Origin of the sequence: Sphingopyxis sp. Geo48, assembly GCF_949769155.1 — a bacterium.
In the GTDB taxonomy this organism is placed as follows: domain Bacteria; phylum Pseudomonadota; class Alphaproteobacteria; order Sphingomonadales; family Sphingomonadaceae; genus Sphingopyxis.
In genome coordinates, this window is sequence record NZ_CATKPA010000002.1 from 697,360 (window position 1) to 720,840 (window position 23,481).

Below are 23,481 nucleotides of genomic sequence, written 5' to 3' on the forward strand. Positions count from 1 at the left end.
GCCCTAACCGATAAGCCCCCCGTGCGACAACAGCATTGCCCCAAAAGAGACCATCGCGGGTTGGCGCTGTCGCAATGTCGGGCTGTCAAACTGGATTTTCAATGACCGGATCCTTTGCGCTGCTGAAACAACGCAGGTTCCTGCCGCTTTTCGTCACCCAGCTCCTCGGCGCCTTCAACGACAATCTGTTCAAGAATGCGATGGTGCTGTTCGTCGTTTACGGCGTTTTCAACGACGAAGCATCCGAGACTTTGTTCAGCGCGGTCGCGACCGCCCTGTTTATCATCCCCTTCTTCCTCCTGTCCGCGCTCGCCGGCCAACTCGCCGACACGCGGGACAAGGCGCGGATCATCCGCATCGTCAAATTCTGCGAGATACTGATCATGCTTGTCGGCGGCGCAGGCCTCGTGCTCGCGTGGATGGGTTGGGCGGTGCATCTCGTCGCGATACCGCTGATGATGCTCGCGCTCTTCGCGATGGGCATCCACTCCACCTTCTTCGGGCCGATCAAATATGCGATCCTGCCGCAGCACCTGAAAAGCGACGAGGTGCTGGGCGGTACCGGGCTCGTCGAGGCCGGCACCTATATCGCAATTCTCGCGGGCACGATCCTCGCCGGGGTGATCGAGGTCGAATGGGCCGCCCTCGGCGTCGTCCTCGTCGCGATGATCGGCTACTGGACCGGTCGCAAGGTCCCGCCCGCCCCGCCCGAGCATGAGGAAACGGGAATCGACTGGCATATTGTCCGCTCGTCGGTGACGCTCGTGCGCGGCACGATGCACATCCCGCGCCTCTATCTCGCGATCCTCTCGATCAGCTTCTTCTGGACGATCGGCGCGGTCCTGTTCATCCAGTTCCCGCCGCTGGTGAAGAATATCCTCCACGCCGACAAAAGCGTCGCCAGCCTGTTCCTCGCGATCTTCTCGATCGGCATCGCGATCGGTTCGGTCGCCGTGAATCGGCTGCTCAAGGGGCAGGTTTCGGCGCGCTACAGCCCGGCCAGCGTCATCGTCATGGGCGCGTTCGTCGTCGCCTTTTACTGGGTGTGCCGCAATTGGGAGCACGATCCCTCGGGTGTCATGTACGGGATCGACGGCTTCCTGGGCCATGCCGACGTCATTCCCCTGCTCGCCAGCCTGCTCGGCATCGCGATCAGCGGGGGCATGTTCGTCGTTCCGCTGTATGCCTTCCTGACCACCACCGTGCCGAAGGATCAGACCGCACGCACCGTCGCCGCGAACAACATCGTCAATTCGGGGGCGATGGTCGCTGGTTCACTGCTCGCGATGGGATTGGGCTTTGCCGGCGTCGGCGTCGTCGACCAGCTTTTGATGAGCGCCGCGATGTGCCTGATCTCCGCCTGGCTGGCGGTCAAGCTTCACCGCGCCTGCGACTAGATCAAGAACATCATCGTCGCGACGAAGAAGATCGCAAAACTCTCAAGAAACAGCCGCGTATCGCTTCCTCGCGCCCACGGCGACGGGATTGCCCGCTGCGCCGCCAGCGTTTCGCGAAGCTCGTCCTGCCAGTTCGCCGGCGCGCTCATTCGCGCGATGACAAGCTGCCGGGCCGCATAGCCGCGCAGGCGATCGCGGATGTCGATCTGTTCGTCCGAGTCCATGCATGCGAAGCTACGCCCGCGTTAACGAGTCGGTAAGGTTAAAAAAGAGTTAACGGCCCGGCCGTCCCGGCGCGGGACGCCATTGCGCCTGATCGTTAACTGCCGGGCATTGGCGTGATGCGCACCGGCTTGCCGTCGGGAGCGCCGACCTGGAACGGCTTGCATGCCCGCGGACGCATTCGCGGACCGAGGCACAGCCGCACTTCGTCCAGCCACCCGTCACGATTGGTCGACACTGCGACCATCGCGGCGGTCACGCCCTTGTTGCGCGCCGCGAAGGCGCGGCGGATGCTCCCCGCCGTCTGCGGCTCGGCGGCGAGTGCCTTCATGTCGGGAAAGCGGACCGCCCGGAACAGCTTCGACGCCGCCGCAAAATAGGCGGCCGGATGCGGGCTCATGCACGTGCCGTGCTTCGCCCATTCATGCTGCAGCAGCTGCGCCGAGGGTGTCATGCACATATGTTTCTTCAGCACCGGCTGCGGCACGATCTTCGCCGGGCGGCACCATTGCGGATAATCTCTGGTGTCGGTCTCGGGCCACAAACCGTGCAGCACCCAGCCGAAGCGGCCGTTTTCGCCCGAACATTGGAAACGGTCGCGGACATCCTTCGGGTTCCGGACGTCGGCGCAATGCTGCGGCGACCAGCTCATGCTGAGCAAATAGCCTGTCGTCGGCGGCTTGCGCACCGGCTCGTCGCGCGCCGGGCGTTCGAGTCGCGGCACGGAAACGCGGTCAGGCACCGAACAGGAGAGCGCCTGCGCCTGCGCCGTGACCGGCATCAGCGCCAGCGCGACAGCGCTAAGCCAGCGCAAAGTCGAGCCCGATATCGGCTGCGGGCGCCGACTGGGTGAGCCGTCCGACCGACACATAGGTCACTCCGGTCGCGCCGATGTCATGAATGGTGTCTAGTCGAACGCCGCCCGATGCTTCGGTCGGCACCTTGCCGTCGACCAGCGCGACACATTGGCGCAGTTCGTCGAGGCTCATATTGTCGAGCAACAGATGCGTCGCGCCCGCCGCCAGCGCGGGCCTGACCTGCGCGACCCGGTCGACCTCGACGATGATCCGTTCGATCCCGGCATCGACCGCGCGGCGGACGGCTTCCTCGACCGATCCCGCGACCGCGACATGATTGTCCTTGATCATCGCCGCGTCCCACAGGCCCATGCGATGGTTCGTCGCTCCGCCGGTCCGCGTCGCATATTTCTCGAGCACACGCAGGCCAGGAATCGTCTTGCGCGTGTCGAGCAAAGTCGCCCCCGTCCCCGCAAGCGCATCGACATACTGCCGCGTCATCGTCGCGATCCCCGACAGATGTTGCACCGTATTCAGCGCCGAGCGCTCGGCGGTGAGCATCGCGCGCGCGTTGCCCGTCAGCCGCATCAGGTCGCTGCCCGCCGCGACCTGTTCGCCTTCGTCCGCCAGTATCTCGATCTCCATCGCCGGATCGAGCGCGCGGAAGAACATCGCGGCGATCGGCAGACCGGCGACGGTGATCGCGTCGCGGCTGTCCATCACTCCCGAAAAGCGCGCGCCGGCCGGGATCGTCGCCATCGACGTGATATCGCCCCCCGACGCCATATCCTCGGCCAAGGTGCTGCGCACAAAGGCGCCAAGGTCGAAACCGGAAAGGGAAAAATCGCTCATGCGACGAGCGATAGAGGGGCGCCCGCGCAAATCAACTTGACGTTTACGTCAACTAACGCTGACATGGCTGCAAATAGAGAAATGGAGAGAGGCCCCATGCAATCCCCGATCTGCGCGATGCTCGGCATCGAATTTCCTTTGCTCGCCTTCTCGCACTGCCGCGACGTCATCGTCGCAGTGTCGAAGGCCGGCGGCATGGGCGTCTTTGGCGCCGCGTCGCTGCCGCCCGAGCGGCTCGAGGAAGAACTGGCGTGGATCGACGCGCATATCGGCGGCCTGCCCTATGGCGTCGACCTGATCGTCCCGAACAGCTTCGCAGGCAAAGGCGAAGCCCGGAGCGAACTGCCGCCGATCCCCGCCGAGCATAAGGCCTTCGTCGCCGACCTGCTCGTCAAGCACGGCGTCGACGACGGAAATCTGGCGCTTCCCAGCATCGGCGGCGGTCTCGGCGAAAATATGACCGACGATGGTGCCGCGAAACTGCTCGAAGTCGCCTTCCGTCATCCGATCAAGCTGATTGCCAATGCGCTTGGCGTTCCGCCGCCGCTGATGCTCGAACTCGGCAAGCGGCATGGCGTACCGGTGGCCGCGCTGGTCGGCACCCGCGACCATGCGCTGGCGCAGGTTCGCGCGGGCGTCGACATCCTTGTCGTCGCGGGCGGCGAAGCCGGCGGCCACTGCGGCGAAGTTGCGACGATGGTGCTCGTTCCCGAGGTCGCGGCTGCCGTCGAAGCCGTCGGCGCGACGACGCCGATCCTTGCCGCCGGCGGTATCGTCACCGGGCGCCAGATGGCCGCCGCGATGGCGATGGGCGCGCATGGCGCCTGGTGCGGATCGGTCTGGCTGACGACCGCGGAGGCCGAAACCAACCCGGTGGTGAAGGAAAAGATGCTCGCCGCCTCGTCGCGCGATACCGTCCGTTCGAAGAGCCGTACCGGCAAGCCGTCGCGCCAGCTCCGCTCGCCCTGGACCGACGCCTGGGAGGCCGAGGGCGCGCCGAAGCCGCTACCGATGCCGCTCCAGTCGCTGGTCAGCGAACCGGCGTTGCGCAAGGTCGATAAGCTCTCGGAGGGCGGTCACGAAGGTGCGAAAGCGCTCGCGACCTATTGGGTCGGCCAGGGGGTAGGCCTGATGAACGAAGCGATGGGTGCCGGACAGGTCGTGCAGGAATTCAAGGCCGACTGGATCGCTGCCTGCGAGCGATTGAACGGCTTTATCGAGGACTGAGATTTCCGGATCCTCCCTGTCGCGAAGCGATGGGGAGGTGGCAGCCTGCAGGCTGGCGGAGGGGCCGAGCGCAGAGCGCTCACTACGCTCGCCGCCCCACCACCATGCTTCGCATGGTCCCCCTCCCCATGCCTGGGCCACGGGGAGGATTCGTTACGTGACTTACGCCACCGTCGCCTTGACGATCTTGCCGGGTTCGCGCGGCGGCTCGCCCTTGGGGAGGGCGTCGACATTGTCCATGCCTTCGATCACTTCGCCCCAGACGGTGTACTGCTTGTCGAGAAAGCGCGCGTCGTCGAAGCAGATGAAGAACTGGCTGTTCGCGCTGTTCGGGTTCTGCGCGCGCGCCATCGAGCAGACGCCGCGGACATGCGGCTCGGCGCTGAATTCCTGCGGCAGGTCGGGAAGCTTGCTGCCGCCCATGCCGGTGCCCGTCGGGTCGCCGCCCTGCGCCATGAAGCCCGGGATCACGCGGTGGAAGACGACGCCGTCGTAAAAGCCTTCCTTGGCGAGCGACGTGATGCGCTCGACGTGTTGCGGCGCAAGGTCGGGGCGCAGGCGGATGACGACATCGCCGGTCGACAGCGAAAGGGTGAGCGTCTGGTCGGACATGATTTGCTCCTTCATTGGGGATTTGGCGGTGCCATAGCGGGGCCGCGCGGCAATGCACGCACTAAATACGCAAATGGACGGCGCGGCGTTGCCATCGTGTGCCCGCGGGACTAGGGGAGGCTCGGACGCCGCATGATCCAGGGAGGACCGCGATGGACAAACGCGAAGAACCCCTGCCGGACGAAGGCGCCATCCTCACCGACGATCGCGATGCCGGCCGTGACCAGCCTGCGCGCGAAACCGAAACCGAACTCGACGAGGATGATCGCCTGCGTCCTCGCTTCGTCCGCGAGGTCATCGACCTTGCCGAGGAAGGCGAAGGCGAGGCCGCGCGCGAGCGCATAGGCCGTCTCCATCCGGCCGACATCGCCGACCTTTTTGAACTCGCAAGCTCCGACGAGCGCCCGGTCCTTGCCGCCGTGCTGGGCGACATGCTCTCCGCCGACGTGCTGGCGGAAATGAACGATTATGTGCGCGAGGAGCTGATCGACCTCCTCGCGCCAGAGCAGGTCGCCGAACTCGCCTCCGAACTCGATACCGACGATGCCGTCGCGATCATCGAGGATATGGAGGAGGACGATCAGCAGGCCGTTCTCGAGGCGATGGAGCCCGAGGATCGCGCCGCGATCGAGGACGCGCTTTCCTACCCGGAGGAATCCGCCGGACGCCTCATGCAGCGCGAATATGTCGCGGTGCCCGAGCATGTGACCGTCGGCGACGTCATCGACCGGCTGCGCGAGGATGTCGACCTCGCGACCGATTTCTGGGAAATCTTCGTCGTCGATCCGCTGCATCGCCCGGTCGGAACCTGCCAGCTGAGCTGGATTCTCCGCACGCCGCGCGACATTGCCGTCAGCGACGTGATGAAGCGCGAGCAGACGCTGATCCCCGTCGACATGGATCAGGAAGAGGTCGCGCTCCGCTTTCAGAAATATGCGCTGATCTCGGCGGCGGTCGTCGACAAGGCGGGGCGCCTCGTCGGGATGATCACGGTCGATGACGTCGTCCATATCATCCAGGAAGAAGCAGGCGAAGACATCCTCCGCCTCTCGGGCGCCGGCGACGGCGACATCAACGAGCCGATCCGCGAAACCTATGCGGCTCGCGTCCGCTGGCTGATCGCCAACCTTGGCACCGCGCTGGTCGCGTCGAGCATCGTCGGCATCTTCGGCGGCGCGATCGAGCATATGGTCGCGCTCGCGGCGCTGATGCCAATCGTCGCCGGCGTCGGCGGCAATGCGGGAACGCAGACGCTTGCGGTCACCGTCCGCGCGCTCGCGATGAACCAGCTCACCGATTCGAACAGCTATCGCGCCGTGTGGCGCGAAATAAAGATCGCGCTGCTCAATGGCGGTACGATCGCGCTGATCGCCGGGACCGCTACCGCGCTCTGGTTCGGCAATCCGCAATTGGGCGCGGTCATCGCCGCGGCGATGATCGTGAACATATTCGTCGCTGGCGTAGCCGGGGTAGCGATCCCGCTGCTACTGGACCGGCTCGATCAGGACCCTGCCGTTGCGAGCTCGATTTTCGTCACGATGACGACGGATTCGATGGGATTTCTCGCCTTTCTGGGGCTCGCGGTGGCCAGCGGACTGACGTCGCTCTAGGTCAACGCTCTGAAATCCAAGCGATTCAAATGCGCCGCGAAAAAATTTCACCTGTGTGATTTTTTTCGGGAACTTTTGACGGGCACCGTCCGTTTCCCCTTCGAGCAGCGGTCATCGCCCCCCCCGCAGCGCTGCTCAGCAACATTGGCCCGGCCCGCATTCCCTCCCCCCCCTCGAAGCGTGCCGGGCCATTTTGCGTCCAAGAAGACCCGTGAGAGGTGAATCAAATGACGAGTATCCGTGTAATCCTCCTCACCCTGCTTGCTAGCTTTCTGGTCGCTGGCTGCAACACGGTGAAGGGCGTTGGCCGCGACATCGAGTCGGTCGGCCAGGCGGGTAGCGACGCCATTCACTAATCGGCGGGAAGCTTACCCTAAGCCTCTTCGAGAGGCTCGACAGGCGCCGCTTCGGCGCCTGTCTTGCGTTTGCGGCCCGTAAACCAGATCGCAAAGATCGACAGCTCGTAGAGAAAGACGAGCGGAATCGCGAGCAGGAGCTGGCTGAGGATATCGGGCGGCGTGAACACCGCAGCGATCGCAAACGCCGCAACGATCATATAGCGCCGCGCAGAAATGAGCTGCTCGCGCGTCACGAGGCCCGCGCGTTCGATCAGCATCAACAGGATCGGCAACAAGAAGGCGATGCCGAACGCCATGATGAACTGCATCACGAAGCTCAGATAATTGCCGACCGAGGGCAGCGCCTCCTGCGTCACTCCGCCGACTTCGCCCTGGTATCCGAGCAGGAATTTGAGGGCGATCGGGATCGTAATGAAATAAGCGAAGCACGCGCCGACCGTGAAGAGCACCGGCGTCGCGAACAGGAAGGGCAGCAGCGCGCGCTTTTCCTTGCGGTACAGGCCGGGAGCGACGAATTTCCAGAGCTGGTTGGCGATCACAGGGAACGCGATCATCATGGCCGAGAACAGCGCGACCTTGATCTCGACGAAGAAGGCCTCGAACAGCTGGGTGTAGATCAGCTTACCCTGCCCCGCGACGACCAGAGGATGCACGAGAATGCCGAAGATCGGCCGCGCGAAATAGAGGCAGACTCCGAAAGCCAGCCCGACCGCGAGCAGCGATTTCAGGAGCCGCGAGCGCAGTTCGATCAGATGGTCGAGCAATGGCATCTTGCCGCCGGCGCCATCCTCGTCGGCCGTTACGGGGGTTTCGGCAGTCATGGCAGCGGCCCATCACGAGGCGGCACTTCGTGCGTCTCGGGCTTGGTGGCCGCGGCGGCATGATCGGGATTTTCGGGCGGTGCCTCGCCGCTGTCGGTCGCGGCAAGAATCGGCGGCGTCCCTGCCGCAGCGTCATCGATCCGCGGAAATTCGCGCATGATCGCGTCATTCTGCTCGCGCCACTGCTTTTCGAGCTCTTCCAGTTCGGCCTCGCGCATCATCGTGTCGAGGCCCGACCGGAAATGGCGCGCCATGCCGCGCGCCTTACCGACCCATTTGCCGACAAAGCGCATCGCCTTGGGCAGATCCTTGGGCCCGATGACCACCAGGGCCACCACCACGACGAGCAGCAACTCGGTGGGCGCGACGTCAAACATGAACTAAAGCTTCCCCCGCAGGCGGCGCGGCGCGATCAGCGGATTTCGGTTTCCGCGGTCGGCGTCGGAGTGGCGGCGTCGGGCGTCCGCTGCCCCTCGATCTGCTTCGGAGCGGGCGGGACATCGTCGTCGGCCATGCCCTTCTTGAAGCTTTTGATGCCCTTGGCGACGTCGCCCATCATGTCGGAGAAGCGGCCCTTGCCGAACAGCAGAAGGACAAGAATACCGACCACGAGCCAGTGCCAGATGCTGAAGCTACCCATCTCAAAATCTCCTTGAAGGGCTCATCTAGGCCTCTTCACCGTCTTTTACTAGGTCCAGTTCGCCCATTGCCTCCTCGAAAGCAAGGTCGACAGGGTCGAGCAGGCCGGCCGCGCGCAAATCCTCGATTCCCGGCAGGTCCTTGCGGCTGGTGAGGCCGAAATGTTGCAGGAAAGCGTCGGTCGTCTTGTAAATAAGCGGCCGCCCCGGAACTTCGCGCCGCCCGGCGGGAGCGATCCATTCAGCTTCCATGAGCACGTCGAGCGTCCCTTTCGAGGTCTGAACCCCGCGGATCGCCTCGATCTCGGCGCGGCTGACGGGTTCGTGATAGGCCACAATCGCCAGGACTTCGGCGGCGGCGCGCGACAATTTGCGCGGATCGTCACGCTCGCGGCGCAGAAGATGCGCCAAGTCGGCGGGGGTTTGAAAATGCCAATGACCGCCGCGCTCGATCAGTTCGATGCCGCTGCCCGCGTGGCGCTGTGCGATAGCTTCGATAATCGCCTTCACCTGCCCCGGCGTCATCTCGTCGCCGAGCCGCGCCGCGACCTGCCGCGGGTCGAGCGGCTCGTCGCTCGCGAACAGCATCGCCTCTATCGCTCGTTCCAGATCGTCGATCATGCTTTTGCGGCTTTCAGATAGAGCGGTTCGAAAGCGGCCTCCTGCTTCAGGTCGACGCGCCCCTGCCGCGCGAGTTCGAGCGCGGCGAGGAAACTCGACGCGATCGCCGAGCGGCGGAGCGATCCCTGATAGTCGGGAGGCAGAAAATCCGAGAGTTCAGCCCAGTCGAGCTGGACCCCGATCAGACGTTCGAGGTGATGAAGCGCAGCGTCGAGGGTGACCACCGGACGCCGGGAAACCATATGAACCACCGGTTCGGTGCGCAGCTTGACCTGCCCATAGGCCGAAAGCAGGTCATAGAGGCTGGCATCCCAGCGCCGCAGTTTCACATCGCGCAGCCCCTCGGGCTTCGCACGGAGAAAGACATCACGGCCGATGCGATCGCGCGCGAGCAAGCGTGCGGCCGCCTCGCGCATCGCCGCGAGGCGCTGGAGGCGGAGTTGCAGGCGCAGCGCCAGTTCGTCGGGCGACGGCTCCTCGAGCGGATCCTTGGGAAGCAGCAGCGCCGATTTGAGATAGGCGAGCCACGCCGCCATCACGAGATAATCAGCCGCGACCTCCAGCTTCGCGCGCATTTCGGCGATGAAGGCCAGATACTGTTCGACAAGTTGCAGGATCGAAATCTGGCGAAGATCGACCTTCTGGCTTCGCGCCAGCGTTAGAAGCAGGTCGAGCGGGCCTTCCCAACTTTCGAGGCTGAGTTGCAGCGCATCCTCGCGCTCAGCTGCCGCCGGAGCCAATTCGAAATCGAGCGGCAGTTCGTCCATCGCCGCCCTCAGGCAAGCGCCAGCAGCGCGTCGCGCTGGTCGACGAGCACATCGAAGGCCCGTTGATCATGGGTGCCGATGATCCGGTCCATCGCACCTTCCAGCCGGGCAAGCGACACGGTGCTGATGGGATCGAGCGCGTTCGCGATACCGATCATATCGTCCATTTTCGCCCAGCAATTAAGCGCGATGTCGCAGCCTGCATCGATCGCTTCGGCCGCGCGCGAGGGCACATCGCCCGACAGCGCCTTCATGTCGAGATCGTCGGTCATGAGCAAGCCATGGAAGCCGACACGCTGGCGGATGATGGTATCGATGACGAGCGGCGATAGGGTTGCGGGCCGATCGGGATCCCACGCCTCAAAAATCACGTGGCAGGTCATCGCCATCGCGGCGTCGCGCAGCGCCGCGAAAGGCGCAAGATCGGTCTGGAGGTCGCGGTCGGCCGCAGTGACGGTCGGCAGCGCCTCGTGCGTGTCGAGCATCGCGCGGCCATGGCCCGGGATATGCTTGACCACACCGACGACCCCGCCGTCCTGTAGTCCGGAAAGAATCGCGCGACCAAGCGCCGCGACGCGCATCGGTTCGCTACCGAGCGCGCGATCGCCGATCACATCGCTGGCGCCGGGTTGACGCACGTCGAGCAACGGCAGGCAATCAACCGTGATGCCGACCTCGGCCAGCATCGACGCGAGTGCCATCGCATTGAGTCGCGCTGCCTCGATCGCACTGGCCGGCGCACGTTCGTAGAGCGCATCGAACGCCGCCCCGCTCGGGAAATCCGGCCATTCGGGCGATTTCATCCGCGCGACGCGCCCCCCTTCCTGATCGATAAGGATCGGCAGATTGGCGCGGCCGTCAAGGTCCCGCAGTTCGTCGGTCAGGCGGCGCAGCTGCTCGCGGTTTTCGATATTGCGCCCGAACAGGATATACCCTGCAGGGCCGCTGTCGCGAAAGAAAGCGCGCTCGTCGTCGGTCAAGGTCAGGCCCGAGAGTCCGAAAATAGCCGGTATCATGCGTCAAACTCCATCGACCGGTACTTCCCGCGCAGCCCGGCCAATGCAAGCATGATGACACGGCATCCTTATCGAACCAACGCTTTCTGCGGCAAAATGCGCGAAATCAGCGGACGACGACGCAATTTTCGCCCGCAACGCGCAATTTTCCGCACAAAGCAGACGCATTTGCCGCCGAACCGCCCGATGCACGCAAACGATAGACGGTATTGTCGCCGACCTTCGCGGGCGACACCGACTTGCCGAGATCGGCGAGATAGGGGAAGCGCTTCGACAGGGTCGTCCACGCCTTGCCCGCTGCGGCTTCGCTGCTGAAGGCGCCGAGCTGGATCGTCGCCGATCCGCCAGAGGCGACCTTGTCGGCTTCCTTGGCGTCGCCCGTCTTGACCGACATGGCTGCCGGCTTTGGCTTGCCCTTGTCAGCGGCAGCGATCCGCGCCGCCTCATCCTTGGCGGCTGCCGATTTGTCAGCATCCGACTTTGTCTTGGCGGCCTTCGCCGCGGCTTCGCGTTCGGCCGGGGTCACCGCCGGTTCCTCGGGCATACGGCTTGCATCGACCTTGCCCGACGGCTCGGCGCCTTCGGTCGCCGCAAAGCTTGCATCGCCCTCGCCCTCGAACGTCTTCGCGCCGTCGCTTTTCGGTGCGACCTTGTAGTCGCCCTTTTGCGCCACGATCAGCTCGCCATCTCCGCGCGCGCCGCCATTTTGCAGCCACCAGAGGCCGCCGAGCACCGCGCCAATGAGGAGCAGGCCGCCGAGCACCATCACGAGCAGCCGGACGGGCGAGACGTCGCCATCTTCGCCCATATCGTCGGCCGCTTCGAGCCAGGGAAGCCGGTCTTCGTCCTCCAGGCCCAGCCCCGCGTCCTTCTCCTCCGCCATCAATTCATCTCCTCGAGCGCCTCTACCCCCATCAGGTGGAGCCCGTTGCGGATAACCTGCCCGATTCCATCGGCGAGATAAAGGCGGGTCGCGGTCAATTCGGGGTCATTTGCCAAAATGATACGGGCGTCGGGACGATCGTTACCCATGTTCCACCACGCATGGAACGCTGCCGCGACCTCTCCGAGGAAGAAGGCGATCCGGTGCGGCTCGCGCGCCGAAGCGGCGGATTCGACGATCCGCGGGAATTGCGCGAGCAGCTTGACCAGCCCCAGCTCATAATCGTCGAGCCGCGCCGTGTTCGGCGTGGCCGGCGCGACGCCGGCGTCGGCCAGCCTGCGCTTCAACGACGCGATCCGGGCATGGGCATATTGGACATAGAAGACCGGATTGTCGCGCGACGCCTCGACCACTTTCGCGAAGTCGAAGTCCATCTGTGCGTCGGCTTTGCGCGTCAGCATGGTGAAGCGCACCGCATCCTTGCCGACCTCGTCGACGATATCGGCGAGCGTCACAAAATTGCCGGCGCGCTTCGACATCTTGAAGGGCTCGCCATTCTTGAGCAGCCGCACCATCTGCACCAGCTTGACGTCGAAACGGGTCTTTCCGCCGGTCAGCGCCGCGACCGCAGCCTTGATCCGCTTGACCGTTCCCGCGTGGTCGGCACCCCAGATGTCGATCAGTTCGTCGGCACCCTGGCTCTTCTGGAAATGATAGGCGAGGTCGGCGCCGAAGTAGGTCCAGCTGCCGTCCGATTTCTTGATCGGCCGGTCCTGGTCATCGCCGAACTGCGTCGAGCGGAACAGCGGGAGCTCGACCGGCTCCCAATCCTCGGGTGTCTCGCCCTTGGGAGCTTCCAGCACGCCATCATAGACAAGATCATGATCGCGCAGCCACTTTTCAGCAGCAGCGGGCTTGCCTTCGGCCTGCAATTCGGCCTCGGACGAGAAGAGATTGTGGTGGATGCCGAGCTTTGCGAGATCGTCGCGGATCATGTCCATCATCGCGGCGACCGCAGCCGTGCGGAACGGAACGAGCCATTCGCTCTCCGGCGCGCCGACGAAACGGTCGCCATATTTGGCCGCGAGGTCAGCCGCGACCGGCTTCAGATAGTCGCCCGGATAGAGCCCTTCCGGAATCGCGCCGATATCCTCGCCAAGCGATTCGCGGTACCGCATGTGCACCGAGCGCGCGAGCACATCGACCTGCGCGCCCGCGTCGTTGACATAATATTCGCGGATCACCTTGTGTCCGGCATATTCGAGCAGCGTGGCAAGCGCATCGCCGACGACCGCGCCGCGGCAATGGCCGACGTGCATCGGTCCAGTGGGGTTCGCAGATACATATTCGACATTTACCGAGCGACCTTCACCCATTTTCGAGCGGCCGTATTCGCCGGCATCGGCATGGATAAGCGCAAGTTCATTGCGCCAGCTGTCATCGACGAGGCGCAGGTTGATGAAACCAGGCCCGGCGACGCTCGCCTCGGTCACTTCATCGAGCGCGCCGAGTTCGGCGACGAGCAGTTCGGCAAGCGTGCGCGGGTTGGTGCCCGCGGGTTTGGCAAGCACCATCGCGGCGTTGGTGGCGACGTCGCCGTGCAAAGGGTCGCGCGGCGGCTCGACGCTGATCGCGCTGCGGTCGAGCCCGGCAGGCAAGGCATCGCGGGCGACAAGCGCATCGAGGGCGGTGCCGATATGGTCGGAGAAACGGCTGAACAGGGTCACGGCGGATCCTAGCTTTGGGTCAAATATCGTCGGGGCGCCCTAGCCTAGGCGGGGCAACGCGAAAAGCCCTGCGCCGCCAAAAAGGCGTCGCAGGGACGAACGAAGCGCAGGGCGCGAACGGGCGCCGCCGCGCGGCTTATCGTCGGACGTTATATTCGAGCTGATCCTGGGTCAGCTGGAAGCCGACGAGCAGTTCGAAACTGGCGCGCTGCACCGCGGTACGCACTTCGGGGATGCTCAGGGGGTCGACCGCTGCGTCTTCCTCGCCTGCCTTCCGCTTGCGCGTGATGCGTTCCTGGATGTCGGCAGGCAGCGTCGCGGCCGCGCGGTCGACATAGGCGGCCGCCTGACCATGGCCCGTCCCGCGCACCTGGCCGTCGGCAAAGCTGACCGTCACCTGGCCGATCCGCTTCGACACCACCGCGGTGCCGCCCTGCACGACGGTCGAGAAATAGGGCAAGGTCACCGTCCGCGCCGGGCCGGCATCGCGGCGCGTCGCGATAACGTCGAAATTGGCGAGCTGATAGACTTTCTCGCCTTCTTCATTGCATTGCGGCGTCAGGTTGGTGATCGTCGCGACGACGTCGATCGCGCTCGCATCGCGGCTCGTCGCGGGGTCGAAGAGGGTGATGTCGCCGGTATAGGTCGGGACCGCGATCGCCGGGCATGCGCTGCGCGTCGAGGTGATGCCGACCCCCGACGAAACGTCGATATCATTGTCCTTTGCGCAGCCCGCCACCGTCGCCAGCGCCGCGGCTCCGCCGAGCAGGGCAACAAATTTACGGGAGGACAACGAAGATGACATCATAAAAACCGGACTTTCCAAACTCGCGCGGAGGCATCGAAGGGCTGCTCGCCCTTCCATGCGCGCCGCTTCTTATCGGTGCGATGAACGAGGCGCAACACGGACGAAGCCGCTTTACCGCGATAGTTGTGCTGCGCTAGAGCGCGCGGACCATGAACGCTCCCGACAATATAGTGCGCCCGCAAGGCAGCGAAAGCGCGATCCTCAATGTATTAATCGCGGCGCCGCGCGGCTTTTGCGCCGGCGTCGACCGCGCGATCCGCATCGTCGAACTGGCGCTGCTGCGCTATGGAGCGCCGGTCTATGTCCGTCACGAAATCGTGCACAACCGCTACGTCGTTGAATCGCTGAAGGCCGAGGGCGCGATTTTCGTCGAATCGCTCGACCAGGTCCCCGACGGCGTCCCGGTCGTGTTCAGCGCGCACGGCGTGCCCAAGGCAGTGCCCGCCAAGGCCGAAGCGCGCGGGCTCGACTATATCGACGCGACCTGCCCGCTGGTGTCAAAAGTGCATCGTCAGGCCGAGCGTGCGCATGAGGCCGGACGCCACATCGTCTTTGTCGGCCATTCGGGCCATCCCGAGGTCATCGGCACGCTCGGCCAGTTGCCACAAGGAGCGATGACGCTGGTCGAATCGGTCGACGATGTCGCGGCGCTATCGCCGCCCGATCCGGAAAATCTGTCCTTCCTGACGCAGACCACGCTGTCGGTCGACGACACGCGCGACATCATTGCCGCGCTACAACATCGTTTCCCGTCGATCAGTGGCCCGCGCGGCGAAGATATCTGTTACGCGACATCGAACCGGCAGGACGCCGTGAAAGCGATCGCCGGACGGTGCGACCGCATGATTGTGATCGGCGCGCCGAACAGCTCGAACAGCCTGCGCCTCGTCGAAGTCGCCGAGCGGCTGGGCACCCCGGCGCATCTGGTCCAGCGCGGAACCGACATCGATTCAGACTGGCTGCGCGATATCGCGACGCTCGGCATCACCGCAGGCGCGAGCGCCCCCGAGATGCTGGTCCGCGAAGTGATCGACGCCGTCGCGGCGCATCGGCCGATCCGCGAGGAGGTCGTTGTGACGGCCGAAGAAAATATGGTCTTCAAGCTGCCACGCGGGCTCGAACCGGCGGCGAACTGATGGCGGTCTATACGCACGTCGACCCCGACGACCTCGCGGCGCTCGTCGCGCGCTACGACATCGGCACCGTCCTGTCGTGCAAAGGGATCGCCGAGGGCGTCGAGAACAGCAACTTCCTGCTGGAAACGACCGGTGGCCGCTTCATCTTGACGCTCTACGAAAGGCGGGTGAGCGAAGGCGACCTACCCTTCTTCGTCGACTTGCTGAATCATCTCGCGCGTCGCGGCAGCCCCGTGCCCGCGATGATCGAGGATCGCGAAGGCCGCACGATACAGCGCGTCTCCGGGCGCGCCGCCTGCATCATCCAGTTCCTGCCGGGCATTTCGCTGACCCACCCCTCGCCGCGCCAATGCGAGGCGGCGGGCGAAGCGCTGGGCACGATGCATCGCGCGGTCGCCGATTTCGCGGGGGGGCGCGAAAACAGCATGGGGCACCGCCACTGGCGCGGTGTCGCAGCAGCGACGGGCGATCTCGATACGGTAATTCCGGGGCTGCAAGCGGTCGTGGACGACGAACTCGCCTATCTCGACGCCCACTGGCCGTCGGGACTGCCGGCCCATGTGATCCATGCCGACCTGTTTCCCGACAATGTGCTGATGCTCGGCGACACGGTCACGGGGCTCATCGACTTCTATTTCGCGGCCAGCGACTTTCGTGCCTATGACGTCGCGGTCACGCATGCCTCCTGGACCTTTTCGGACGACGGCGCGACCTGCGACACCGGGCGAGCAAGCGCGCTGATGCGGGGTTATGCAAAGGCGGTCGCGCTGTCCGAGGCCGAGACGGCAGCCCTGCCCCTCCTCGCGCGCGGCGCATCGCTGCGCTTCCTGCTGACGCGCGCGCACGACTGGGTCCATACGCCCGCCGACGCGCTGGTCACGCGCAAGGATCCCGCGCCCTTCCTGAACCGTCTGCGCCGCTATCAGGCCGCCGACGCCGCCAGCCTGTTCGCCGCATGACCGAGGGCCGGACGGTGATCGTCGCCACCGATGGCGCGTGCAAGGGCAATCCGGGGCCCGGCGGCTGGGGCGCGGTGCTGCGCTGGGGCGATGTCGTGAAGACGCTTTCGGGCGGCGAAGCCGACACGACCAACAATCGCATGGAATTGATGGGAGCGATCGAGGCGCTCGCGGCACTCAGACGGCCATGCAACGTCGAATTGTCGACCGACAGCGTCTATGTCCGCGACGGCATCACCAAATGGGTTTTCGGCTGGCAGAAGAACGGTTGGAAGACTGCCGCAAAAAAACCGGTCGCCAATGCCGACCTGTGGCAGCGGCTGGTCGCCGAGGCGAAACGGCACAAGATCGAATGGATCTGGGTCAAGGGCCATGCGGGGCATGGCGACAATGAACTGGCCGACAAACTGGCGAGCGATGCGGCGTTGGAGGCGGCGCGGGCGCGCTGAACGCCCGCGCACCGTCGATTATTCGGTCTCGCGCACTTCCGCGCCGGGGCCATTCTTCAAAATCGACTCGATGGCATTCTTCGCGGATGCCTTGCTGCTATAGCCTTCGGTCCAGAAGATAGCTTCGCTATTATACTTGAAATAGGCGACAAATTCGCCGGCCTTGTTCTTCTTGATCTCGAAATAATGGGCCATGCCATCCTCCACAGGTCGGGCCGTGCCGGGGGTGACGCAGCCAAACCCATGCTAATGCGCCTTTTTCTCCGCGCAAGCCGGTAGATTGGTCAGGCAAAGCGCGCGGGCGCGAAAGGCGCAGGATCGACTTCACCGATCGCGCCACCCGGCCGCGGCGCGCCAAGCTCCGCCGCAAGCAGCCCGCCGATCGCCGGCGATGTCTGAATGCCGAACCCGCCCTGCCCCGCACACCAGACGAAGCCGGGGACGTGCGGATCGGCACCAAAGACGGGCAGCCGGTCGGGGGCGAAACTGCGAAGGCCCGCCCATTTGCGTTCGACGGCAGCGATCGGCCAGTCGACGACCTCTTGCAGCCGGTCGATCGCGATCGCGACATCGAGTTCCTCCGGCGCGGCGTCGCAGGGCGCGGACGGCGTCTCATCATGCGGGCTGAGCCACACCCGTCCCTCGCTCTCGCCCTTGAAGTAGAAGCTGCCGCCGACGTGAATCACGAGCGGCAGCGACGCGGGAACCGGGACGCCCAGCCGCAACTGCACGACCGTCCGCCGATAGGGCTGGATGCCGAGCGGACGGGCGCCGCACCGCACCGCGACCGTATCGGCCCACGCCCCCGCCGCGTTGACGATGACATTGGCGTGCAACATGTCCGTCCCGACCTGTACATCCCAGCCGGAGGCCGTCCGCCGGGCGGACGTCAGCGTGGCGCTGGTCGCAAGCTGCGCGCCCGCACGCTTCGCCGTGCGCAGAAAGGCCGCGTGCAAAGCGCCGACATCGATATCGCTGCAGGCCCCCTCATAGGCCGCCTCGCTCCAGTCGGGACGGATGCCGGGCACGATACGCGCCACCTCAACCCCGCTCATGCGCTGGATATCGACGCCCTTCGCCGCGAAGCCCGCGGTAAATTCGTCCACAACCGCGGCCTCGTCGCGCCGTCCCAGATTGAACGCCGCCCGCGGCGACAGGAAGCCGCGCTCGGAAAAATCAGCCGGAGGATCGCGCAGCAGGTCGAACGATGCCTTCGACAGCGGCTGGATGGCCGGGCCGCCATAGGTTTCGTGCCAGAAGGCCGCCGACCGGCCGGTCGCATGATAGCCCGGCATGGCTTCGGCCTCGATCAGCAGCACCCGCCGGTGCGGGGCCAGCGACGCCGCGAGGCTGGCCCCGCCAATACCCGCGCCGACGATCAGGACGTCGATGGAGGAAAGGAGCGAACCGGTCATAGCCGCCGCATATCGGCTGGCGAGCGGAATGCAAGCCGCGCGCGGCCCGATCATGGTTACTTTTTGGTAAGCCATGATCACTAGGGATAGACCGATGCAAAACGGTCCGATCACGCTTGGCCTGATGGCACTTCTCGCGGTGCTGATGATCGTCGCGGCGGTGAGCGACCTGCGCACCCGCACGATATCGAACCGCCTGAATGCCGCGATCGCGCTGCTCGCCATCCCCTTCTGGATCACCAGCGGACTGGCACTTTGGCCCGAAATCCCGCTCCAGTTCGGCGCCGCCTTTGCGGTATTTCTGGTCTTCGCCGGTCTGTTCGCGCTGGGCGCGATGGGCGGCGGCGACGTGAAGATGATCGGCGGCGTTATGCTGTGGATTCCGCTCCCGTTGTTCATTCCGATGCTGACGCTCATGGCAATCGGCGGCGGGATCCTGTCGGCCGTGATGCTGATCCACTCGAAAATTCGCCCTTCGGACAAGATGATAGAGGTTCCCTATGGGGTCGCTATCGCCGCAGCCGGACTTTGGGCGCTTCACCAACACTATCTTAACCAGTTTCAGTTTATCGCTGTGAGTTGAGGGCAAGCGCGACCACCTCTGGTTGGCGCAGGAGGCGAAAAATCGTCATGGATACGCGAAAGATTATGCTGATCGTCGGCGCGCTGGTGATTGCCATCGGCGCGGCGTTCGGGGTCAACCAGATGATGCGGGGCGCAACGGCGCCGCAGGCACGCGCCGCGGCCGCACCGGAAATCAATGGCCCCATGATCCTCGTCGCAACGCGGCAGCTGCCGGCGGGCACGATTATCGGTCCGGACAGCTTCCGTTTCCAGCCCTGGCCGAAGGAACTGGTCGAGAAGGCCTATTTCCTGAAGGAAGAGACCGAAGTCCAGAATCTGGTCGGCACGGTCGTTCGCTATCCGATCACCGCAGGGCAGCCGCTGACGCAGGGCGCGCTCGTCCACCCCGACGATCGCGGCTTCCTCGCCGCGGCGCTTGGCCCGGGGATGCGCGCCGTGACGGTGAAGGTCAGCCAGGAACAAGGTGTCGCGGGCTTCGTCTTCCCCGGCGACCGCGTCGACGTCGTCCTCGCGCAGAAGCTCTCGATCAAGGAAGGCAGCGCCTATCCCGACGATGAGCTTTACACCGCCGAAACGATCGTGCGCAACGTCCGCGTCCTTGCGACCGACCAGCGCTACGACGCCGAAGATGAAACCGGCAAGACGCCCGTCCGCACTTTCGGCTCGGTAACGCTCGAAGCGACGCCGGAAATCGCCGAAAAGATTGCCGTCGCCCAGAATATGGGCCAGCTCTCGCTGGCGCTCCGCCCGCTCGCCGAAAACAGCGGCGACCTTGAGGCGGCCATTGCTTCGGGCGAAGTGAACGTGCCCGCCGGCGGTGGTACCGCCGCCGAAAAGAAGATGCTGGCCGAAGCCGCCGCGCGTCCGACCTCGGCCAAGTCGTCGGCCACGACCGGTGGCGACGTCTCGCGCTTCTGGGTTCCGGTTCGTGGCCGCGTGTCGGCTCCGCGCCAGCCGCAGCAACAGCAGTCGTACAGCGGCGCGCCCGTTTCGATGGGCCCCGCGGCGCCCCAGGGTCCGGTCGTTCGCGTGACCCGCGGTGACAAGGTGACCGAAATTACGGTTGGGGGTAAATAAGATGAACAGCAAAGCCACTTTCAAGGTCGCGGCGCTCGCCCGCACCCTGGCCATCGGCCTGGTCGCAGCGACCCTGGTCTCGGCCCCGGTGCAGCAGGCGGCGGCGCAGGCGACGCAGAACGCCAGCAGCAGTGTCGACCTGTCTGTCGGTCGCGGCCGCCTGATCAGCCTGAGCGCGCCGATGACCGACGTGTTCGTCGCCGACGACAAGGTCGCCGACGTCCAGGTCCGCTCCAGCCGCCAGCTCTATGTCTTCGGCAAGGCGCCCGGCGAAACGAGCATCTATGCGACCGATGCCAGCGGCCGGGTCGTCTATTCGACCGTCGCCCGTGTCGGCAACAACATCGAGACGATCGACCAGATGCTGTCGCTCGCAATGCCCGATGCAAAGATCGCGTCGAACACGATGAACGGCTTCATCCTGCTGACCGGCACCGTGCCTTCGCCCGACGATGCGGCGGAGGCCGAGCGCCTCGTCCAGGCGTTCGTAGGCGACCAGACCAAGGTGCTATCGCGCCTTCGCACTGCAACCCCGCTGCAGGTCAACCTGCAGGTCCGCATCGCCGAAGTGAACCGTACGCTTCTCAAGGAAATCAGCGGAAACCTGCTGACCCGCGACCGCGACGGCCAGTTCGGCAACGGCTTCCTCGGCAGCGTGGTACGGGGCCGCACGGCGGGTACGATCACGTACCCGGGCGAGGGTTCCTCGGGCGCGACCGGGACCACCTATCAGTTCACTACGCCTGCCGGCGTCAACAGCTTCGGCGCCGCCGGCCGCCTCTTCGGCCTCGATGTCATGGCCTCGCTCGACATCGGCGAACGGTCGGGCATGGTCGTCACGCTCGCGCAGCCGAACCTGACCGCGATTTCGGGCGAAACGGCCGACTTCCTGGCCGGCGGCGAATTCCCGGTTCCCATCCCGGGCAATTTCGCAAGCACCACGATCGAGTATCGCAAATATGGCGTCAGCCTGGCCTATACGCCGACCGTTCTTTCGAACGGCCGCATCAGCCTGCGCGTGCGCCCGGAAGTGTCGGAACTGTCGACCGAAGGCGCCATCGAAATGGACGGCTTCCAGGTCCCGGCGCTGACTATCCGCCGCGCCGAGACGACGGTCGAACTCGGTTCGGGCGAAAGCTTCATGATCGCGGGCCTGATGAACAACCGTTCGATCGGCGCGATCGACAAGGTTCCCGGCCTCGGCGACGTTCCGCTTCTCGGCACGCTGTTCAAATCGGACAGCTTCCGCCGTGGCGAGACCGAGCTGGTAATCGTGGTGACGCCCTATCTCGTCCAGCCGGTCACGGCGAACGAGATCAAGCTGCCGACCGATGCCTATCAGGATTCGAACGACCTGCAGCGCCTGCTCCTCAACCAGACGAGCGACGGCGTGACGGGCGGCGACCGGCCGAAACCGAAGCTCGATACGTCGGTCGGCGATGCCGACCGTCCGCGCGCTGCCGGCACGGCCGCGCCGGGTTTCAGCGTCGGCAAGTGACACGCCGGTTTTCAGGAGCAAAGTGATGAAGAAGATCGCAACATGGACCGCCCTGGCACTGGCAACCACGCTCGCCGGATGTACGGGCGCGGCAAATGGCAATCGCGGCCTTGAATCGGTCCACCAGCCGGTGGTCCGGAACACCATCTATCAGTTCGATGTTGCTGCCGGATCGGGCGACATCGCGCCGAGCGAGCAGGGCCGGCTCCAGGGCTGGCTCGACGCGCTGGGCGTGCGCTACGGCGACCGCATCGCCATCGAGGATCCGTCGGTCTATGGCGCCAGCGAGGCGCAGGCGACCGTCCGCGCGATGGTGGAGCGCCGCGGGCTGCTACTCAGCAACGATGTGCCCGTGACCACCGGTGCCGTTCCCCCTGGATCGATCCGCGTCGTCGTGACACGCGCGACTGCGCATGTCCCGGGGTGCCCCGACTGGTCGAGCAAGTCGGCGATCAACTTCACCAATGCCACCTCGTCGAACTATGGCTGCGCGACGAACGGCAACCTCGCCTCGATGGTCGCCGACCCCAACGATCTGATCAAGGGTTCGACCTCGACCGGCAATGATCCGAATGCCGCAACGCGCGCGATCAAGACCTATCGTGAACGGCCGCAGACCGGCGCCGGCGATCTCAAGGCTCAACAGACCACCAACAGCGGAGGCAGCCAGTGAACGCTCCTTTCAAAGCAGCAGGGCTGCGTGACCCCTTCAACGCGTTCGTCTGCGACGACGATACGCTGGAGCTGATCCGCGTCGCGGCCGCCGACTTGGGCTGGCCGACCGAGAAGTGCAACAAGGGCGGGCTGCGCAACGCCGTCCAGTCGCTGTCGGTCTCGGCGAGCCCGAACATCCTTTTCGTCGACATGTCCGAATCGGGCGACCCGATCAACGACATCAACGCGCTGGCCGAGGTTTGCGAACCCGGCACCGTCGTGATCGCGGCGGGTCAGGTGAACGACGTCCGCCTGTACCGCGACCTTCTGTCGAGCGGTATCCAGGACTATCTGCTGAAGCCGCTGTCGCTCGATCAGGTCCGCGAATCGCTGACGATGGCGCAGGCGATGCTGTCGACGCCGAAACATGCCGACATGCACGACGACAAGCCGCATCACATGATGGCGGTGGTCGGCGTGCGCGGCGGCGTCGGCGCGTCGCTGGTTTCGACCTCGCTCGCCTGGGCGATCAGCGAACAGGCCGACCGCCAGACCGCGCTGCTCGATCTCGATGTGCATTTCGGCACCGGCGCCCTGACGCTCGACCTCGAGCCCGGCCGCGGCCTGATCGACGCGATCGACAATCCCAGCCGGATCGACGGCCTGTTCATCGAGCGCGCCATGGTTCGCGCGTCGGACAAGCTCAGCCTGCTGTCGGCCGAAGCGCCGATCCACCAGCCGGTGATGACCGACGGCTCGGCCTTCTTCCAGCTGGAGGAAGAGCTGCGCAACGCGTTCGAGATGACGATCGTCGACATCCCCCGGCACGTTCTGATCCCCTTCCCGCACCTGGTGCAGGAAGTCGGAACGATCCTGCTGGTCAGCGACGTGACGCTCGCCTCGGCGCGCGACACGATCCGTCTGCTGTCCTGGTTCAAGCAGAATGTTCCGGGTGCGCGGGTGATCCTGGTCGCCAACAAGTTCCAGAACGCCGTTGGCGAGCTGTCGCGCAAGGAATTCGAATCGTCGATCGAACGTCCGATCGACTTCACCATTCCGTTCGATCCCAAGCTGGTCAGCCAGTCGGCGAAACTCGGCAAATCCTATGCCGAAATCTGCAAGGGCACGAAGGCCGGTCAGGTCTGGACCAGCCTGATGCGCCTCGTCATCGACGGTGCCGACGAAAGCGCCGAAGAGGCGCCGGTTGCGCCGGCAAAGGCAAAGGCCAAGTCGGGTGGCTCGCTGTTCGACAAGATCGGCGGGCTCGGCACGCTGGTGACGAAAAAGGCCAAGTGAACCGGCCAGAGCGGCTTGCCGGGTGGCAGGTTGCTCGGGCCACCCAGGGATAAGG

General features: G+C 65.0%; 27 protein-coding genes. 12 read left to right on the top strand and 15 right to left on the bottom strand.

The genetic code is table 11. The features are described from left to right. The first annotated feature begins 101 nt into the window (after positions 1-101). A complete protein-coding gene (locus tag QOL79_RS10130; RefSeq protein ID WP_283419523.1) occupies positions 102-1,397 on the top strand; it encodes an MFS transporter in 1,296 nt (431 codons plus the stop codon). On the opposite strand, the gene QOL79_RS10135 is transcribed toward QOL79_RS10130, so the two are convergent. The 3 genes from QOL79_RS10135 to nadC form a co-directional block, all read right to left on the bottom strand. After that, a complete protein-coding gene (locus tag QOL79_RS10135) occupies positions 1,394-1,621 on the bottom strand; it encodes a hypothetical protein (protein WP_058456053.1) in 228 nt (75 codons plus the stop codon). The genes QOL79_RS10130 and QOL79_RS10135 overlap by 4 nt on opposite strands. A gap of 95 nt (positions 1,622-1,716) precedes the next feature. After that, a complete protein-coding gene (locus QOL79_RS10140) occupies positions 1,717-2,433 on the bottom strand; it encodes a ribonuclease T2 family protein (RefSeq protein WP_283419524.1) in 717 nt (238 codons plus the stop codon). Beyond that, complete coding sequence (gene nadC / locus QOL79_RS10145) at positions 2,420-3,268, bottom strand: carboxylating nicotinate-nucleotide diphosphorylase (RefSeq protein WP_283419525.1); 849 nt, start codon at positions 3,266-3,268, stop codon at positions 2,420-2,422. The genes QOL79_RS10140 and nadC overlap by 14 nt, the downstream gene beginning before the upstream one ends. A 96-nt stretch (positions 3,269-3,364) precedes the next feature. Between nadC and QOL79_RS10150 the strand changes: the two genes are divergently transcribed. Then, positions 3,365-4,495 carry an NAD(P)H-dependent flavin oxidoreductase gene (locus QOL79_RS10150; RefSeq protein ID WP_283419526.1) on the top strand — a complete coding sequence of 377 codons (1,131 nt, stop codon included), beginning with the start codon at positions 3,365-3,367 and terminating at the stop codon, positions 4,493-4,495. 162 nt (positions 4,496-4,657) lie between these two features. Here QOL79_RS10150 and QOL79_RS10155 read toward each other — a convergent pair whose 3' ends face one another. Next, positions 4,658-5,107, bottom strand: coding sequence for a peptidylprolyl isomerase (locus tag QOL79_RS10155; RefSeq protein WP_204992993.1), 450 nt, complete (start codon positions 5,105-5,107; stop codon positions 4,658-4,660). 152 nt (positions 5,108-5,259) lie between these two features. Here QOL79_RS10155 and mgtE point away from each other — a divergent pair, with 152 nt between their 5' ends. Continuing rightward, a complete protein-coding gene (mgtE, locus tag QOL79_RS10160; RefSeq protein WP_204992994.1) occupies positions 5,260-6,717 on the top strand; it encodes a magnesium transporter in 1,458 nt (485 codons plus the stop codon). 227 nt (positions 6,718-6,944) lie between these two features. After that, entirely contained in the window at positions 6,945-7,073 is a 129-nt protein-coding gene (locus QOL79_RS10165) for an entericidin A/B family lipoprotein (RefSeq protein WP_058456656.1), read from the top strand. Between the two features lie 17 nt (positions 7,074-7,090). Here QOL79_RS10165 and tatC read toward each other — a convergent pair whose 3' ends face one another. From tatC to QOL79_RS10210, 9 genes are all read right to left on the bottom strand, one after another. Beyond that, positions 7,091-7,897 carry a twin-arginine translocase subunit TatC gene (gene tatC / locus QOL79_RS10170; RefSeq protein WP_204992995.1) on the bottom strand — a complete coding sequence of 269 codons (807 nt, stop codon included), beginning with the start codon at positions 7,895-7,897 and terminating at the stop codon, positions 7,091-7,093. Further along, on the bottom strand, positions 7,894-8,274 hold the full coding sequence (tatB, locus tag QOL79_RS10175) for a Sec-independent protein translocase protein TatB (RefSeq protein ID WP_204992996.1): 381 nt from the start codon (positions 8,272-8,274) through the stop codon (positions 7,894-7,896). Before tatB ends, tatC begins: the two co-directional genes overlap by 4 nt. 35 nt (positions 8,275-8,309) lie before the next feature. Beyond that, positions 8,310-8,537 carry a twin-arginine translocase TatA/TatE family subunit gene (locus QOL79_RS10180; protein WP_058456653.1) on the bottom strand — a complete coding sequence of 76 codons (228 nt, stop codon included), beginning with the start codon at positions 8,535-8,537 and terminating at the stop codon, positions 8,310-8,312. A 25-nt stretch (positions 8,538-8,562) separates the two neighbouring features. Further along, positions 8,563-9,156 carry an SMC-Scp complex subunit ScpB gene (gene scpB, locus QOL79_RS10185; protein ID WP_283419527.1) on the bottom strand — a complete coding sequence of 198 codons (594 nt, stop codon included), beginning with the start codon at positions 9,154-9,156 and terminating at the stop codon, positions 8,563-8,565. Then, the gene (locus QOL79_RS10190; RefSeq protein WP_283419528.1) at positions 9,153-9,923 is read right to left on the bottom strand and encodes a segregation and condensation protein A; all 771 of its coding nucleotides are present in this window, start codon (positions 9,921-9,923) and stop codon (positions 9,153-9,155) included. The genes scpB and QOL79_RS10190 overlap by 4 nt, the downstream gene beginning before the upstream one ends. Positions 9,924-9,931: 8 nt before the next feature. Further along, complete coding sequence (gene nagZ / locus QOL79_RS10195; RefSeq protein ID WP_283419529.1) at positions 9,932-10,939, bottom strand: beta-N-acetylhexosaminidase; 1,008 nt, start codon at positions 10,937-10,939, stop codon at positions 9,932-9,934. 106 nt (positions 10,940-11,045) lie between these two features. Next, a complete protein-coding gene (locus QOL79_RS10200; protein ID WP_283419530.1) occupies positions 11,046-11,822 on the bottom strand; it encodes an SPOR domain-containing protein in 777 nt (258 codons plus the stop codon). Continuing rightward, positions 11,822-13,549: an arginine--tRNA ligase gene (argS, locus tag QOL79_RS10205; protein ID WP_283419531.1), complete on the bottom strand. Its 1,728-nt coding sequence runs from the start codon at positions 13,547-13,549 to the stop codon at positions 11,822-11,824. Before argS ends, QOL79_RS10200 begins: the two co-directional genes overlap by 1 nt. A gap of 136 nt (positions 13,550-13,685) precedes the next feature. Further along, positions 13,686-14,357 (bottom strand): hypothetical protein, encoded by a 672-nt coding sequence (locus QOL79_RS10210; protein WP_058456647.1) that lies wholly within the window; start codon positions 14,355-14,357, stop codon positions 13,686-13,688. Between the two features lie 149 nt (positions 14,358-14,506). Here QOL79_RS10210 and ispH point away from each other — a divergent pair, with 149 nt between their 5' ends. Genes ispH through rnhA form a run of 3 tightly spaced genes read left to right on the top strand, consistent with a single transcriptional unit; the run spans position 14,507 to position 16,901 of the window. After that, positions 14,507-15,493: a 4-hydroxy-3-methylbut-2-enyl diphosphate reductase gene (gene ispH / locus QOL79_RS10215; RefSeq protein ID WP_204993003.1), complete on the top strand. Its 987-nt coding sequence runs from the start codon at positions 14,507-14,509 to the stop codon at positions 15,491-15,493. Continuing rightward, a complete protein-coding gene (gene thrB / locus QOL79_RS10220) occupies positions 15,493-16,452 on the top strand; it encodes a homoserine kinase (protein WP_283419532.1) in 960 nt (319 codons plus the stop codon). Before ispH ends, thrB begins: the two co-directional genes overlap by 1 nt. Further along, a complete protein-coding gene (rnhA, locus tag QOL79_RS10225; protein ID WP_058456644.1) occupies positions 16,449-16,901 on the top strand; it encodes a ribonuclease HI in 453 nt (150 codons plus the stop codon). The genes thrB and rnhA overlap by 4 nt, the downstream gene beginning before the upstream one ends. 18 nt (positions 16,902-16,919) lie before the next feature. Here rnhA and QOL79_RS10230 read toward each other — a convergent pair whose 3' ends face one another. Both QOL79_RS10230 and QOL79_RS10235 read right to left on the bottom strand, forming a co-directional pair. Continuing rightward, positions 16,920-17,096, bottom strand: coding sequence for a YegP family protein (locus QOL79_RS10230; protein WP_082657774.1), 177 nt, complete (start codon positions 17,094-17,096; stop codon positions 16,920-16,922). A gap of 89 nt (positions 17,097-17,185) precedes the next feature. Continuing rightward, entirely contained in the window at positions 17,186-18,316 is a 1,131-nt protein-coding gene (locus tag QOL79_RS10235) for an NAD(P)/FAD-dependent oxidoreductase (protein ID WP_283419533.1), read from the bottom strand. Positions 18,317-18,410: 94 nt separating this feature from the next. Between QOL79_RS10235 and QOL79_RS10240 the strand changes: the two genes are divergently transcribed. The 5 genes from QOL79_RS10240 to QOL79_RS10260 are packed head-to-tail and all read left to right on the top strand — an operon-like array spanning position 18,411 to position 23,426. Beyond that, entirely contained in the window at positions 18,411-18,899 is a 489-nt protein-coding gene (locus QOL79_RS10240) for an A24 family peptidase (protein WP_283419534.1), read from the top strand. Between the two features lie 47 nt (positions 18,900-18,946). After that, positions 18,947-19,978 carry a Flp pilus assembly protein CpaB gene (gene cpaB, locus QOL79_RS10245; RefSeq protein WP_058456641.1) on the top strand — a complete coding sequence of 344 codons (1,032 nt, stop codon included), beginning with the start codon at positions 18,947-18,949 and terminating at the stop codon, positions 19,976-19,978. Position 19,979: 1 nt separating this feature from the next. Beyond that, positions 19,980-21,476: a type II and III secretion system protein family protein gene (locus tag QOL79_RS10250; RefSeq protein WP_204993009.1), complete on the top strand. Its 1,497-nt coding sequence runs from the start codon at positions 19,980-19,982 to the stop codon at positions 21,474-21,476. 25 nt (positions 21,477-21,501) lie between these two features. Then, positions 21,502-22,149, top strand: a complete 648-nt coding sequence (locus tag QOL79_RS10255) for a CpaD family pilus assembly protein (RefSeq protein ID WP_058456639.1) — start codon at positions 21,502-21,504, stop codon at positions 22,147-22,149. Beyond that, a complete protein-coding gene (locus QOL79_RS10260; RefSeq protein ID WP_283419535.1) occupies positions 22,146-23,426 on the top strand; it encodes a pilus assembly protein CpaE in 1,281 nt (426 codons plus the stop codon). The genes QOL79_RS10255 and QOL79_RS10260 overlap by 4 nt, the downstream gene beginning before the upstream one ends. The last annotated feature ends 55 nt before the right edge of the window (positions 23,427-23,481 follow it).

Coding starts and splice junctions, on each gene's coding strand:
- QOL79_RS10130 (WP_283419523.1), top strand. CDS start 102: ATGACCGGATCCTTTGCGCTGCTGAAACAACGCAGGTTCCTGCCGCTT.
- QOL79_RS10135 (WP_058456053.1), bottom strand. CDS start 1,621: ATGGACTCGGACGAACAGATCGACATCCGCGATCGCCTGCGCGGCTAT.
- nadC (WP_283419525.1), bottom strand. CDS start 3,268: ATGAGCGATTTTTCCCTTTCCGGTTTCGACCTTGGCGCCTTTGTGCGC.
- QOL79_RS10150 (WP_283419526.1), top strand. CDS start 3,365: ATGCAATCCCCGATCTGCGCGATGCTCGGCATCGAATTTCCTTTGCTC.
- QOL79_RS10155 (WP_204992993.1), bottom strand. CDS start 5,107: ATGTCCGACCAGACGCTCACCCTTTCGCTGTCGACCGGCGATGTCGTC.
- mgtE (WP_204992994.1), top strand. CDS start 5,260: ATGGACAAACGCGAAGAACCCCTGCCGGACGAAGGCGCCATCCTCACC.
- QOL79_RS10165 (WP_058456656.1), top strand. CDS start 6,945: ATGACGAGTATCCGTGTAATCCTCCTCACCCTGCTTGCTAGCTTTCTG.
- tatC (WP_204992995.1), bottom strand. CDS start 7,897: ATGACTGCCGAAACCCCCGTAACGGCCGACGAGGATGGCGCCGGCGGC.
- tatB (WP_204992996.1), bottom strand. CDS start 8,274: ATGTTTGACGTCGCGCCCACCGAGTTGCTGCTCGTCGTGGTGGTGGCC.
- QOL79_RS10180 (WP_058456653.1), bottom strand. CDS start 8,537: ATGGGTAGCTTCAGCATCTGGCACTGGCTCGTGGTCGGTATTCTTGTC.
- scpB (WP_283419527.1), bottom strand. CDS start 9,156: ATGATCGACGATCTGGAACGAGCGATAGAGGCGATGCTGTTCGCGAGC.
- QOL79_RS10190 (WP_283419528.1), bottom strand. CDS start 9,923: ATGGACGAACTGCCGCTCGATTTCGAATTGGCTCCGGCGGCAGCTGAG.
- nagZ (WP_283419529.1), bottom strand. CDS start 10,939: ATGATACCGGCTATTTTCGGACTCTCGGGCCTGACCTTGACCGACGAC.
- QOL79_RS10200 (WP_283419530.1), bottom strand. CDS start 11,822: ATGGCGGAGGAGAAGGACGCGGGGCTGGGCCTGGAGGACGAAGACCGG.
- QOL79_RS10210 (WP_058456647.1), bottom strand. CDS start 14,357: ATGATGTCATCTTCGTTGTCCTCCCGTAAATTTGTTGCCCTGCTCGGC.
- ispH (WP_204993003.1), top strand. CDS start 14,507: ATGAACGCTCCCGACAATATAGTGCGCCCGCAAGGCAGCGAAAGCGCG.
- thrB (WP_283419532.1), top strand. CDS start 15,493: ATGGCGGTCTATACGCACGTCGACCCCGACGACCTCGCGGCGCTCGTC.
- rnhA (WP_058456644.1), top strand. CDS start 16,449: ATGACCGAGGGCCGGACGGTGATCGTCGCCACCGATGGCGCGTGCAAG.
- QOL79_RS10230 (WP_082657774.1), bottom strand. CDS start 17,096: ATGGCCCATTATTTCGAGATCAAGAAGAACAAGGCCGGCGAATTTGTC.
- QOL79_RS10235 (WP_283419533.1), bottom strand. CDS start 18,316: ATGACCGGTTCGCTCCTTTCCTCCATCGACGTCCTGATCGTCGGCGCG.
- QOL79_RS10240 (WP_283419534.1), top strand. CDS start 18,411: ATGCAAAACGGTCCGATCACGCTTGGCCTGATGGCACTTCTCGCGGTG.
- cpaB (WP_058456641.1), top strand. CDS start 18,947: ATGGATACGCGAAAGATTATGCTGATCGTCGGCGCGCTGGTGATTGCC.
- QOL79_RS10250 (WP_204993009.1), top strand. CDS start 19,980: ATGAACAGCAAAGCCACTTTCAAGGTCGCGGCGCTCGCCCGCACCCTG.
- QOL79_RS10255 (WP_058456639.1), top strand. CDS start 21,502: ATGAAGAAGATCGCAACATGGACCGCCCTGGCACTGGCAACCACGCTC.